Raw genomic sequence first — 12,808 nt, 5'->3', positions numbered from 1 at the left:
TAGCGGTTCTGATTCTTATATTCATCGTCTTTTCATGAAATAGGGGAGGAGGTCAGCGGAGACCACCGCCGCCGCCACCGAACCCGCCGCCGATGCCGCCGCCGCCAAAGCTGCCGCCGCCACCGCCATTGCTGTTTGGCGTAGAGGATGCGTAAGCGCGTCCCATTCCCGAATAGAAAAGCGGATAATAGTAAATAACTCCAAATCGGCTGGATGACATTTGTGCTGTCGGAACAGCCAAATTCATATTTTTAAGAGCTTCTTCGGCAACACCAAGAGCCATTGCATACACAATGTAATGGTCCCAAATAATCACAGATGCCGGCGGATATTTTTCAATCAGCGAATAATCTGTCAAATATTTTTCAAAATTCTTCCATTTTAAATAGAAAACACGTCCTTCCGGTGTCCATTGACCCATAGATCTCTTCCAAATAATCGGATAAACAATCAAGAAAACGCCCAAAATGAAACAAATTGCAACAAATCCGGATATATAGGACGTTGAGGGAAACTCGGAGGATGGAGCAACGGCTTCTGAAATGAAGAATAACAGAACCGAGCTGATAATTGCTGCCAATCCTATACCGGTAATTTTCTTGTTTCCGGTTTCATCGAAATACTTTGAGAATTGAGCTCTTGATTCTATTTTCGAATCCCAGCTGTTCAAGAAATTATAGAATGAATCATTTGATCCCAATTTCTTTTGAAACGCCGTCCATTCAATTTCATCGTTTGTCTCATATCTTTTCAAGAATCTGTAAACATCTCTTTCAAAGTCTTCTAAATTGTTATCTTCGGGAGACTCGAATTTTAAAATCACTTCCTTGGATGATTTATTTCTCCAATTTGTTTTATCAACCTCTCGGATTGACAGATAATCTTTGTCAACCAAACTCATAATGGTTGAAACAAATCCATCCATATTCGGTTTACCATGACCGGCAATAATCGCATTAACGATTGCCGGTTTCGTGTCAGTCGGAATTTCTCTTTCGTAAAGTGCCGTATAGTCGACTTTGTGTTCCTTTCCGTATTTGTTGTAAATGTATAGCGGTGCTGCAATACAAATTAGGATAATTAATATTTGAAGCCCCAAAAACAAATACGAATACAAAGCTTTTCTTTCGTATTGCGCCTCTTGATCCATTATCTCTTGTAAGCCATCTTTGCTGATAATGTTTACATAAGAACTGTCCGGAGACTCTAACCGCGGACTTGCGATTCTGACATCACAGCGCGTGTAAGACGGAATATCTTTTGCATTAAATGAAAATAAAATTGTCTTTGCGTCAGCAGTCGAATTCACGACATGGTCACTGAATTCTGTTGTATACGCAAACGGGTGAGACCAATAAAGAACGGTATGTTCCCCGTCAATTGTTTGATTCGGAACATTCAAAAACGTAATATTCGCGTTTAAATTTTGAATCGGCTCGCCCCAATTATCGCCCCAAATATTGTAATTAAACTCAGTAATATCGTTATAAACATTGATACCGCCATAATATTCATAAGAAATAACCATCACGATTTCTCTCGGAATCGGTTGCGGTAATTTACAAATAAGTTCGTATCCGCCCTGAACTTTTTGTACATAGAATTGTCCGGTTTCATATCCTTCCAAATATCCGGTTGCATTTTGAATGGTAATGTCGGAGTTTGTTTGAACGTAACGATATGCTTCTGTAAACTCTTCCCATTGCTCTGTTCTGAATGTGATTATTTCATGAACATAGACAACTCCGTTTTCATCGATTGTTATGTTTACATCGGCGTTTTCCATTGTATAAGCGAGCGCCGGTGAACTCAACATCAATAAAAACAATGCTGCAAATATGGCTGCAATCGCAGTCCTTTTCAAAAAACATGTATTCTGAGTCATAAAATCTCCTGAAACATTTTAAAATTTGAAATGTTAAGTTTATATATCTTAGTTAATAAGATTAAATACATAAATTACAGACTTAATTTATTCATATTCTAATAAAACTTATCTCTTTCAACGAGGAATTCGACTTATGGCAACAAACTCCGTTTCTTCAAAAGGAACTGCTCAAAAATCTAAAAAAAGCGGCCGTGCGCCTAAAGAAGAATCACAGACGGAAAGCACGCAAATGTTTGCAGCTGTTTCCAGTCAAATGCGCCAAAAAATTCTTCAGATTTTGGCTGAGGAAGATATGCATATTTCGGCCATCGCCCGCAATTTAGGAATTTCGGTTCCCGTGGCTTCCAAACACATTAAAGTCTTGGAAGACGCTGACTTGATTGAGCGGAAAATTTACGGCAAAACCCATGTTTTTTCTTTGAAGAAAAAGAACTTTACCGGTGCTTTTGATCCGTTCGCGCCTGTTAAACGATTGGAAGTCGACAAAGGAACAACTTTAATGGAGGCGTTCAAAACCGTTTCCGTGGTCGAAGTTAAAAACATTGACGGCAAAGATTTTATTGTCGCGGCCGACGGCGAAGAAGGATTCTACCTCTATGAAGTCAACGGCAAACTCATTGACAAGCGCGCTGAAGATTTCATTTTAGAAGAAGATGCGGTTGTCGAATGGAAACGGTTAGAGCCCGTAACCAAGAAAAAATTGATTGTTTCCGTCAAAAAAGACGACGACAAAGAAAAAAGAAAAGGATATTATGAAAGCCTGATTTAACGGCTTTTCATTTTTTTTGTTTATTTGTTTTTTCATTTTTGTTTATTTTTTGTTTTGTTTATTTTTTGTTTTGTTTATTTTTTGTTAGTTTTTCGTTTTGATTAATTTCTCATTTTAATTTATCGGGTTCGTTTAACGCTTTTCTTTTTTGTTTTTCTCTTGAAAAAAACGCTGAGAATTATTAAAGCGGCTGCGGCAAGACCGATGGCTACTATAATATAAAGCGGTTCGTTGACATAATCCGGTCCGATATTGTTATCCTTATCCGTATTGCCCGGCTTTTGAGGAACTGACGGGTCATCCAAAACGGCTGTGTCAAATGTCCAAACCGTTTCTTCCGTGTACCGCGTATATCCGTCTTCGAACTGATAAATGTGGGAAAAGCCGACAATCACTTGAGAATTATTCAAATAAAGCTTATCCAACGTCATCATCAAAATTTCCGTTTTATTATTGTTGTCTAAAATTCGATAACATTGGACTGTTTCGCCTTCTTTTAACGCAACACTTCCCATCGAAAGTTCTTTGTTGTAATTGTTGCGGAATTCAACCAAAACGGTGTCGGATCCGAACCCTTTCAGCGTAATCTCATACCCTTGCTCGAATTTCAGAACATCTCCGTCACGCATGATTTGATAATCATCCGAAATCAAAATATTCTGTTCTTTTTCAGCATTTGCGGGAACAGCAGCACACAAAAGTAAAAAGACGGAAAATAAAATAAAAACCCGTCTTCGGACGGTTTGTGTTTCTCGAAATACAATCGGCTTGAGTCGAATTGTTTCATCCCCGTTTTTCACAATAAAACATATTATTTCTTTGTATATATACAGCGGCCGGCAATAATTTCTTCAATTTCACCGTCTGTTCTCTTCAAGAGAAGCGCGCCTGTCTTTGAAATGCCGACAACGGTTCCTTCTGCGATTCTGTTGGGCATATTTACCGTGACTTCACGGCCGATCGTATCGGAAAGCGTAATGATTTCTTCCATGATTTCGCTGAACGGACGGGTGCTGAAGCGAATGTATTCCTGTTCCATTTCAAAGAGAAGTTTTTGAAGGAACTCAACGCGGTCAATACTTTTTCCGCCTTCGTCGCGAAGCGTGGTTGAATTTTCGCGAAGCTCTTCCGGAATGTCTTTCAAGCTCATGTTGGCGTTGATGCCGATGCCGATAACCACGAATTCAACGGTGTCAATTTCAGCGTCGACTTCCGTTAAAATGCCGCAGACTTTCTTGCCGTTGACCAAAACGTCATTCGGCCACTTGATTTTTGCGTCAAAACCGAATTCGCGAAGTGCCTTGGTGACACTGAGACCGAATGTCAGCGTGAGGCGTGACGCGGCACTGAGCGCGATGCGCGGCTTCAAAATGGTTGAAAACCAAATGCCGCCTTTCGGAGATGCCCATTGCCTGCCGAGACGGCCGCGGCCACCGGTTTGCTGTTCGACCACGACAATCGTTCCTTCTTCCGCCGTCGGCGCAAGTTTTTTCGCGATATCATTGGACGAGCCGGCTTCATCATAATAGTGAATGTTTTTGCCGAAAAGCGTTGTCTTTAAGCCCGACAAAATTTCTTCGGGATAAAGCAGCTTGGGGACGGATTTTAAAACATAACCCTTTTTCGGGGCTGATGAAATTTCATAGCCGTCGTCCTTTAAGCCTTTAATATATTTGCACACCATCGTTCTTGAAATGCCGAGCTCTTTGCCCAGCTCTTCCCCTGAAATGGCTTTGCCGTTTGCGGCTTTAAATGCATTGATAATTTCTGATCTTTTGCTTTTCATCCCGAGTTTCCCCCGGCTCCTTGCCTTAGCATCTTATTCTCTATTTCCAAGTTTATATAAATTTGGATTTGTTAACCAAATAAATCAGATGCATGTTTACATCCGGTTATTTCTTTTTCGATCCCGTCTTCTTGTTCTCGATTTCCGCAATGTTGGCAATATAGCTGCCGACCGCTGCCGTAATTGCGGCAACGACAACTTCTTCATTGTCTAAAGCCGAAGCAAGCGTTGCACCTTTTGCGGAATCTCTCTTCAAAACATCATTAATCGCATCAACAATGTTGTTGTCGTCAATGAATCGGGTTGAAAGATTTCCTTTGCGGAATTCTTCGTTTTCCATGACCGCTTTGTGGAACGGGATGTTCGTTGTCACGCCGATGACCACATATTCGTAAAGCGCGCGCTTCATACGGGCAATCGCTTCATCGCGGTCGGCACCGTAAGCGCACAGCTTGGAAATCATAGAATCATAATAAGGCGAAATCGTATAGCCTGTATGAACACCGCTGTCGACACGAATGCCCGGGCCGCCGGAAGATCTGTATCTTCTGATTTTACCGGGAGACGGCGCGAAATCGTTGAGCGGATCTTCCGCATTGATACGGCATTCAATCGCGTGGCCGCGAATGGAAACATCTTCCTGCTTTATGCCGAGTTCTTTGCCTGCCGCAACGCGAATCTGCGCTTTGACCAAGTCAACGCCCGTAATCAATTCCGTGATGCCGTGCTCAACTTGAAGACGCGTGTTCACTTCGAGGAAATAGTATTTGCCGTTGGAATAAATGAATTCCACCGTTCCGGCATTGGAATAGCCGACTGCTTTTGCAGCGCGGATGGCGGCTTCCCCCATCTCTTTGCGAAGTTCGTCCGTCATAATCGGCGACGGTGCTTCTTCAATTAATTTTTGGTGACGGCGCTGAATGGAACATTCACGGTCGCCCAAATAAATCACGTTGCCGAACTTATCGGCCATAATTTGAATTTCAATGTGACGCGGCTCTAAAATGTATTTTTCAATAAAAACGGAAGGGTCCCCGAAAGCGGATCCGGCCATTCTCATGGTGGATTCAAGTGCGTCTTTGAATTCTTCTTCGCTGTTAACAACGCGCATCCCGATACCGCCGCCGCCGGCAGATGCTTTAATTAAAACAGGATAGCCGATTTCTTTGGCAACCGCAATGGCTTCATCGGCATCTTCGACAGCATCTTCCGTTCCCGGAACGGTCGGAATGTTTGCCGCCTTTGCGATTTTGCGCGACTCGATTTTGCTGCCGAGCTTTTCAATAACCTCAGCGGACGGACCGATAAAGGTAATGCCTTCTTCTTCGCAGCGTCTTGCGAATTTCGCGTTTTCGGATAAGAAACCGTAGCCGGGGTGAACCGCATCGCAGCCGGTTTGTTTCGCGACTTCGAGAATTTTTTCCATGTTCAGATAACTTTGGCTGGCCGGCGCTTTGCCGACGTAAGCCGCTTCATCCGCGTACATCGCGAAAAGTGCTTTGTTATCCGCATCGGAATAAACAGCCACTGTCTTGATATCCATTTCACGGCAGGCGCGCATGACACGAATCGCAATTTCACCGCGGTTTGCGACAAGGATTTTTTGAAACATTCCTGTTCCTCCGCTTATTCGATAATCATCAGCGCGTCGCCGCCGGTAACCGTGTCACCTTCGGCAACAATGATTTCTTTCACAACGCCGGACTTGGGCGCACTGACAGCGTTTTCCATTTTCATCGCTTCAATGACGCAAATGGTATCGCCTTCATTTACCTGTTCACCGACTTTGGTTTTGATCGAAAGAATCATTCCCTGCATGGAACTGACAACCGCTCCCGGCAAATCCGCTTTGGATTTCTTTTCATCCGCCGCAGGTGCTGCTTTGCTTCCGGCATTTCCGCCGTCGGCTGCAACAATGCTGTATCCGGTCGGCTCGACTTTGACATCAAACACGCTGCCGTCCACTTCCACGCGGTATTCTGTCGGAATGCCTGCTGTGTTGACACTGCCTGAGCTCGGGATACTGCATCCGCAAACGAGTTCTTCTTCTTCGGCTTCGCCTTTGAGGAATTTCGGCGCGATTGCAGGATATAAAATGTAAGTCAAAACATCTTCTTCAGACTTGGCGATGCCCATTTCTTCGGCTTCTTTCTTCATCTTTTCATATTCCGGCGGAATCTGGTCGCCCGGTCTGACAGTAATCGGCTGTTCGTCGCCGATGATGAGTGAAATCATTTCAGGAGACATCGGAACCGGCGTTTTGCCGTAATAACCGCGCGCATAGTCCTTGACTTCTTTCGGAATCACTTTGTAGCGCTCGCCCATGATGACATTTAAAACGGCTTGGGTTCCGACAATCTGGCTGGTCGGCGTGACAAGCGGCGGATAGCCGAGTTCTTCACGGACGCGCGGCATTTCGGCCAGAACATCCATGTATTTGTCAAGCGCATTCTGCTCTTTGAGCTGAGAAACCAAATTGGAAAGCATGCCGCCCGGAATCTGGTAAAGAATGACATTGGCGTCAATCGTTTCTGAAATCGGGTCGCAGATGGAGTTGTATTTGTCCTTTAAGTTTCTGAAAAACGGCGTAATTTCATTGAATTTCTCAAGTGAAATGCCGGTGTCGTATTTTGTTCCCATGAGGGACGCAACCATCGCTTCTGTCGGCGGCTGTGAACTGCCCCAGCCGAACGGGGAAATAGCGGTGTCAATGATGTCCGCGCCGGCTTCAACTGCCGCGTAATACATCACAGGCGCCATGCCGGAAGTACAATGGGAGTGAACGCAAATCGGAATCGACACTTCTTTCTTCATGCCGGAAACAATCTCGGACGCTGCTGCCGGTGACAAAAGACCTGCCATGTCTTTGATACAAATCGAATCGCAATCCATTTCTTCGAGCTGTTTTGCCATTTTAATAAATGTCTCGGGCGTGTGAACGGGGCTGATGGTGTAGCTGACCGTTCCCTGAACGTGCGCGCCAACCTTTTTAGCGGTTCTGACAGATGTTTCAATGTTTCTGAAATCGTTGAGCGCGTCAAAAATTCTGAAAATATCAATGCCGTTTTCGTGCGCTTTTGTCACGAATTTTTCAACGACGTCGTCGGAATAATGGCGATAGCCGACTAAGTTCTGTCCGCGAAGGAGCATCTGCGCAGGCGTTTTCTTCATGCGCGATTTGATGTCGCGAAGTCTCTGCCACGGATCTTCATTGAGATAGCGGATGCTTGTGTCAAACGTTGCGCCGCCCCACATCTCAAGCGACCAGTATCCGACATCATCTAACTGTTCCACGATATCTAAAATATCGCGGGTTCTCATGCGTGTCGCGATTAAAGACTGGTGTGCGTCACGAAGAGCGGTTTCTGTAATTTTAACGGCCATAATTTTAGCCCTCCCATGTAAAAATGATAAGCAATAATTCGTTTTTTTCATTCACATCTGTTCGGTTGCCTCTTTGATTTTAAAGCGGCAAAAACAGAATCGGTTCATTAAAGTGAAACAAAAAAGAATGTAAACTATAAATAAATTACCGCCGAGTTTACAATATCAAAATCAGTCACCACGCTGCCGTTTTATATGAAATATTATCCGATACAAAAGACATTAATAAAAATCAGCTGTATTTCTTTTATTGATTTTTTTTATCAAATCTTTATCAGTCATTTTATCAGTCATTCCATCAGTCATTTCATCAGTCAGTTTATCAATTAGTCAGTTAGTCATTTTATTGATTCGTTAAGAAACAAGGGATTCAAATGTTTAAAAAATGCAGATTACTCAATCATTCTCTCCGCCGTTTGGAATATGAATATAATCCGGTTGCCGGCGCTGTCAATATGCAGATTAAAACCGGAACGAACGTCAAAGTTCCCATCGGCGACTTAAGCAAGCCTTGTATTCTTGAATATATGATTGAAATCAATTCCGATGACGGCTCTTTGAATTTGAAATGTATTTCCGTTTTCCAATTCAAAGTCGACGGAAACAGCAACGATTACGACGTTGAAGATTTAAGAAAACACGTGACAGAGAATGCAAGCCCGATTGCTTACAAGAAAATGTCGGATATTGTCAAAACAATTACCGGCTATTCCAATTCAAATCCGTTTAATCTGCCGACATATCAGATGATTATGAAAGGTCAAAACGGAACAAAATAAAATGAAAATAAAAAAATCGGAAGAAATTTGACTTCTTCACGATTTTCTTCCGTTTTTCATTGATTTTTTTTATTTTTGAATGATTTGTTAATTTTTTAAAATTTAATTCGACACGATACGTTTTGTGTCTCTGGCAATGACTAATTCTTCGTTGGTGGGAATCACCAATGTGCGCACTTTTGCGCCGTCTTTTGAAAAGTCAACTTCCTTGCCGCGCACATCATTTTTCGCCGTATCAACATCAACGCCGAGATAGGTCAAATATTTACAGACTTCTTCTCGCGTCTGAATGTGGTTTTCGCCAACGCCCGCTGTGAACACGATGGCATCAACGCCGTTCATTGACGCTGTGTAGCTGCCAATGTAGCGAGCGACACGGTACCAGTAAGAGTCCAGTGCTGCCTGGGCCTGCTCATTGCCTTCTGCCGCTGCTGCGCCAATATCTCTGAAGTCGCTGGAAACGCCTGAGACACCCAACACCCCGGATTTTTTGTTCAAAAGATCAATTGTTTCCTGAACGGTCAAATGTCCTTTTTGCATAATGAACGGAATGACGGCGGGGTCGATGTCGCCGCTGCGCGTTCCCATGATTAAGCCTTCGAGCGGTGTCATTCCCATAGACGTGTCAACCGAGCGGCCGCAATCGACAGCGCAAATGCTGGCACCGTTTCCGAGGTGGCAGGTGATGATTTTTAATTCGTCATAGGGTTTATTCAAGAGTTCTGCGGCCCTCATAGACACGTATTTGTGGCTGGTGCCGTGGAAACCGTACTTTCTGATTTTATGTTTTTCATAATATTCGTAAGGAATGGCGTAGAGATACGCTTTTTTCGGCATGCTTGAATGGAACGCCGTGTCAAAAACAGCCACTTGCGGAACGTTCGGCATAATATGCTTGCAGGCGCGGATGCCGACAAGATTTGACGGATTGTGTAAAGGCGCCAAGTCACCGCATTTGTGAATGACGTGTTCGACTTCTTCATCAATCAAAATAGAATCACTGAACTGTTCGCCGCCGTGAACGACACGGTGTCCGACAGCGTGGATTTCATCCATGGATTTTAACACACCGTGTTCGGCATCCAAAAGCGCGTCCAAAACGATTTTAACAGCCGCTTCATGGTCGGGCATGGGCAGATTTGCTTCATACACTTGGTCGCCGCGCTCATGTTTTAAAAAGCCGTCAATGCCGATGCGTTCGCACAAGCCTTTAACCAATAATGTTTCTGTATCCATGTTTAATAATTGATATTTCAGCGACGAGCTGCCGCAGTTTAAAACCAATATGTTCATAATCGTATTCCTCCTACGTTGACGTTTTTATTGATAATTTGCATAAGGGGCTGCGCTTTGCGCATTTAGTCTTTAATGGCTTGTACGGCTGTAATCGCTGTCACGCCGACAATATCTTCAGCGGTGCAGCCGCGGGAAAGGTCGTTGACAGGTTTTGCGATTCCTTGTGTAATCGGCCCGTACGCTTCGGCTTTTGCCAATCTTTCCACCAATTTGTAACCGATGTTGCCTGAATCCAAATCCGGGAACACCAACACATTGGCTTTGCCGGCAATAGGACTGTCAGGTGCTTTCTGCTTGCCGATTTCCGGAACAATTGCAGCGTCCAACTGAAACTCGCCGTCCAATAAAAGATCAGGGGCGGCTTCCTTTGCCAAACGCACCGCTTCAATGACTTTGTCCACATCGGGGTGGCTTGCGCTGCCTTTTGTTGAGTGGGAAAGCATGGCGACTTTGGGTTCTGCTTCGACCAGTTTGCGGAAGGAGCCTGCTGCGCTTTGGGCAATGGCTGCCAATTCCTCGGCATTCGGGTTTTGAACCAATCCGCTGTCGGAAAAGAGAAATACGCCGTCTTCGCCGTAGGCACAGTCCGGAACGACCATGATAAAGAAACTGGAAACTAATTTGACGCCAGGGGCTGTTTTAAGAATCTGTAAGCTTGCACGCATCACATTTGCGGTGGAGTTGACGGCGCCTGCAACCATGCCGTCTGCAATGCCTTCTCTGACCAGCATGCATCCTAAATACAAAGAGTCTTTTTGAAGCAAATCAGAGGCATCTTCGAGTGTCATGCCTTTTTCTTTGCGCAGGTCGGCCAGTTTGGCGGAAAGCGTACCCATTTCAGAATAGTTCGCCGGGTCAATAAAAGTCGCTTTGGAAATGTCTAATCCTTCTGCCTTGGCAAGAATTTCTTCCGGATTGCCGATTAAAATGATTTTTGCGATGTCTTCGCGTAAAATAATGTCTGCCGCCTTTAATGTGCGTATGTCGCCGGCTTCGGGAAGTACAATCGTCTTGCCTGCGGCTTTTGCGCGTTCTTTAATTGTTTTCAAAAAATTCATAGCCTTTTCTCCTCATTATAATTGAAATAAAACCGTAAAATTGATCCTTTCTTACCGTACGCTTCGCCGGATTCTTTGTCCCGTGTTGGAAAAATGCCTTTGCGGACAATATTGCTTACGCTGTCACTGTCCGTGCCGAAATGTTTGGCGGCGACGGTTTGGTTAAAACATATTGAGCTTTTTCTCCTTTTGTATCGGCGGCTTATATTTACCGCTTCCCAAGTGGGTTTCTATATCTTATCTTGGTTTGATCGCTCAAATTAAACAGACTTTTTTAAAATGGTTTGATTGCATGAGGATGCAGTTTTCCGTTTTTATTTCATTCGATCGTTTTTAATTTTTAGTTCGTTTTTCGGTTCGTTTTTGATTGAGTCGTTTTTGATTCGACTTATTTTTTCGAATGTGCAATTTCTTGCTAAATTACTTCTTCCGCCCCGGTAAATCTCGATCCGTGCGGGTATGTAATGATTGTATGTGTAAATCCGCACTTCTTATATAAACATGATTGCAGAAATGAAATTTGATGATAATTGAATGATAAATCTCTGTTCAGTATGACACGTCATATCTTCGCTGATTTTTATTTCACTTATTTTTATTTCACTTACAAAGCTATATATCGTTGTGAAAAAATGTTATTATCAGGAGGAATAATCTGTGACGATTACAGAAGCAACCGCAGCAACTTGGGATGACTTAATCTCAAACAAAGAAAAACCTGTCATGACCATGTTTTATATGGAAACCTGTCCGCACTGCGAAAAAATGAAGCCGGTTTTTGCCGATTTGGACCAAAAATACGGTGACAAAGTTTCATTTGTCCGCATCAACGCGATGGATTATTTGGACATTACAAAAAGATACGGCATTGTCGCCGCTCCCGGCTTTAAATTCTTCAAAGACGGCAATTTGCTCAATGAAGATAATGAAGTCATGAAGCCCGAGCAATTGGAAGCGATTGCAAAGGATTTGGCAAGCGGAGAATTGTAATTCTCCGGCATTTCTTTTTTCGTTTTTCTTTTTTGTAAAAAACGGGGTGTATTTTCATATTTTATCGAAAAGCGGAGCGGCTCGCGCGACGGCAGCGATGCCGATGCAACAGGCAAGGTAGCAGCAACGTAAACGGTAAGGTAGCAGCGGCAACGTAAACGGCAAGGTAGCACCGGCAACGTAAACGGCAAGGTAGCACCGGCAACGCAAACGACAAGGTAACAGCGGCAACGCAAACGACAAGGTAGCAGCGGCAACGCAAACAGTAAGGTAGCAGTGCCACGTTCGCGCAAGCGAACGGCTGCCATAAAAAAGAGCAGATGCACGCAGCAACACAAAAACGCAGCAACACAAAAACGCAGCAACACAAAAACGCAGCAACATAAACACACAAAAACAAAAAAATCAAAAAAGTCTCATTTATTGCTGTATAGAATGGGTACGAATCCGCAAATTTCCGTTTTCTCATTTCATTCGAAAACGAAAATTAGCGGGCGGTTGTTTCGGGATTAATTAAATTGAAAAAATAAGGAGATCAGTCCTCATTTTCTAAAAGATCAGTTAATGTAAACTGTTTAATCTTCGGTTTTGAATCAACATTAAAAAAGTTATTTGCCGCTTTTGAAACAGATTCTAAATATTCTTTCGGCGTGAAAACACCCATTTTCCAGTTGTTGATTTGAGCATGTTCAAGGTCTTTAACAAAGACGGAAGCATCTGTCAATTTTTTCATACCGTCATCAAAGACCGATGCTTTCATGTCCGCAAAAATTGCTCACTGCGCTCGCAATTTTTCAAAGTGCAACTGAATCAGATTTGCGTTTTGAGGGGTGTCTTCGACACCCCGTCTGATTTAAA

The 12,808-nt window shown here is 43.6% G+C and carries 12 protein-coding genes; 3 read left to right on the top strand and 9 right to left on the bottom strand.

The window, feature by feature from the left end:
• Positions 1–52: 52 nt before the first annotated feature.
• Positions 53–1,885, bottom strand: a complete 1,833-nt coding sequence (locus tag C7391_RS04795) for a DUF2207 domain-containing protein (protein WP_133517417.1) — start codon at positions 1,883–1,885, stop codon at positions 53–55.
• Between the two features lie 136 nt (positions 1,886–2,021).
• Between C7391_RS04795 and C7391_RS04790 the strand changes: the two genes are divergently transcribed.
• Positions 2,022–2,657 (top strand): ArsR family transcriptional regulator, encoded by a 636-nt coding sequence (locus C7391_RS04790; RefSeq protein WP_223611000.1) that lies wholly within the window; start codon positions 2,022–2,024, stop codon positions 2,655–2,657.
• A 119-nt stretch (positions 2,658–2,776) separates the two neighbouring features.
• Here the strand turns inward: C7391_RS04790 and C7391_RS04785 are convergent, their stop codons facing one another.
• The 4 genes from C7391_RS04785 to oadA all read right to left on the bottom strand — a co-directional run bounded on the left by C7391_RS04785 (position 2,777) and on the right by oadA (position 7,827).
• Positions 2,777–3,310: a hypothetical protein gene (locus tag C7391_RS04785; RefSeq protein WP_166627411.1), complete on the bottom strand. Its 534-nt coding sequence runs from the start codon at positions 3,308–3,310 to the stop codon at positions 2,777–2,779.
• Between the two features lie 158 nt (positions 3,311–3,468).
• Entirely contained in the window at positions 3,469–4,443 is a 975-nt protein-coding gene (locus C7391_RS04780; protein WP_133517415.1) for a biotin--[acetyl-CoA-carboxylase] ligase, read from the bottom strand.
• 106 nt (positions 4,444–4,549) lie between these two features.
• On the bottom strand, positions 4,550–6,055 hold the full coding sequence (locus tag C7391_RS04775; protein WP_133517414.1) for an acetyl-CoA carboxylase biotin carboxylase subunit: 1,506 nt from the start codon (positions 6,053–6,055) through the stop codon (positions 4,550–4,552).
• Positions 6,056–6,069: 14 nt separating this feature from the next.
• Complete coding sequence (oadA, locus tag C7391_RS04770; protein ID WP_133517413.1) at positions 6,070–7,827, bottom strand: sodium-extruding oxaloacetate decarboxylase subunit alpha; 1,758 nt, start codon at positions 7,825–7,827, stop codon at positions 6,070–6,072.
• Between the two features lie 374 nt (positions 7,828–8,201).
• Here oadA and C7391_RS04765 point away from each other — a divergent pair, with 374 nt between their 5' ends.
• A complete protein-coding gene (locus C7391_RS04765; protein WP_133517412.1) occupies positions 8,202–8,606 on the top strand; it encodes a hypothetical protein in 405 nt (134 codons plus the stop codon).
• Positions 8,607–8,708: 102 nt separating this feature from the next.
• Here the strand turns inward: C7391_RS04765 and C7391_RS04760 are convergent, their stop codons facing one another.
• Both C7391_RS04760 and pta read right to left on the bottom strand, forming a co-directional pair.
• Positions 8,709–9,899: an acetate/propionate family kinase gene (locus C7391_RS04760; protein ID WP_133517411.1), complete on the bottom strand. Its 1,191-nt coding sequence runs from the start codon at positions 9,897–9,899 to the stop codon at positions 8,709–8,711.
• Positions 9,900–9,964: 65 nt separating this feature from the next.
• Positions 9,965–10,960, bottom strand: a complete 996-nt coding sequence (gene pta, locus C7391_RS04755) for a phosphate acetyltransferase (RefSeq protein ID WP_133517410.1) — start codon at positions 10,958–10,960, stop codon at positions 9,965–9,967.
• 657 nt (positions 10,961–11,617) lie between these two features.
• Between pta and C7391_RS04750 the strand changes: the two genes are divergently transcribed.
• Complete coding sequence (locus C7391_RS04750; RefSeq protein WP_133517409.1) at positions 11,618–11,950, top strand: thioredoxin family protein; 333 nt, start codon at positions 11,618–11,620, stop codon at positions 11,948–11,950.
• A gap of 54 nt (positions 11,951–12,004) precedes the next feature.
• Here the strand turns inward: C7391_RS04750 and C7391_RS04745 are convergent, their stop codons facing one another.
• Both C7391_RS04745 and C7391_RS04740 read right to left on the bottom strand, forming a co-directional pair.
• The gene (locus tag C7391_RS04745; RefSeq protein WP_133517408.1) at positions 12,005–12,334 is read right to left on the bottom strand and encodes a hypothetical protein; all 330 of its coding nucleotides are present in this window, start codon (positions 12,332–12,334) and stop codon (positions 12,005–12,007) included.
• Positions 12,335–12,485: 151 nt separating this feature from the next.
• Positions 12,486–12,710: a hypothetical protein gene (locus tag C7391_RS04740; RefSeq protein ID WP_133517407.1), complete on the bottom strand. Its 225-nt coding sequence runs from the start codon at positions 12,708–12,710 to the stop codon at positions 12,486–12,488.
• Positions 12,711–12,808 lie beyond the last annotated feature (98 nt).

Origin of the sequence: Methanimicrococcus blatticola (genome assembly GCF_004363215.1) — an archaeon.
Classification (GTDB): Archaea; Halobacteriota; Methanosarcinia; order Methanosarcinales; family Methanosarcinaceae; genus Methanimicrococcus; species Methanimicrococcus blatticola.
Note: the sequence above shows the minus strand (reverse complement) of the source record. Positions and strands in the feature narration are given on the sequence as shown.

Bases quoted from the DNA above. Each gene is read 5' to 3' on its own strand.
- C7391_RS04765 (WP_133517412.1), top strand. From the start codon at position 8,202: ATGTTTAAAAAATGCAGATTACTCAATCATTCTCTCCGCCGTTTGGAA.
- C7391_RS04780 (WP_133517415.1), bottom strand. From the start codon at position 4,443: ATGAAAAGCAAAAGATCAGAAATTATCAATGCATTTAAAGCCGCAAAC.
- pta (WP_133517410.1), bottom strand. From the start codon at position 10,960: ATGAATTTTTTGAAAACAATTAAAGAACGCGCAAAAGCCGCAGGCAAG.
- C7391_RS04740 (WP_133517407.1), bottom strand. From the start codon at position 12,710: ATGAAAGCATCGGTCTTTGATGACGGTATGAAAAAATTGACAGATGCT.
- oadA (WP_133517413.1), bottom strand. From the start codon at position 7,827: ATGGCCGTTAAAATTACAGAAACCGCTCTTCGTGACGCACACCAGTCT.
- C7391_RS04745 (WP_133517408.1), bottom strand. From the start codon at position 12,334: ATGTTGCTGCGTTTTTGTGTTGCTGCGTTTTTGTGTTGCTGCGTTTTT.
- C7391_RS04790 (WP_223611000.1), top strand. From the start codon at position 2,022: ATGGCAACAAACTCCGTTTCTTCAAAAGGAACTGCTCAAAAATCTAAA.
- C7391_RS04795 (WP_133517417.1), bottom strand. From the start codon at position 1,885: ATGACTCAGAATACATGTTTTTTGAAAAGGACTGCGATTGCAGCCATA.
- C7391_RS04775 (WP_133517414.1), bottom strand. From the start codon at position 6,055: ATGTTTCAAAAAATCCTTGTCGCAAACCGCGGTGAAATTGCGATTCGT.
- C7391_RS04760 (WP_133517411.1), bottom strand. From the start codon at position 9,899: ATGAACATATTGGTTTTAAACTGCGGCAGCTCGTCGCTGAAATATCAA.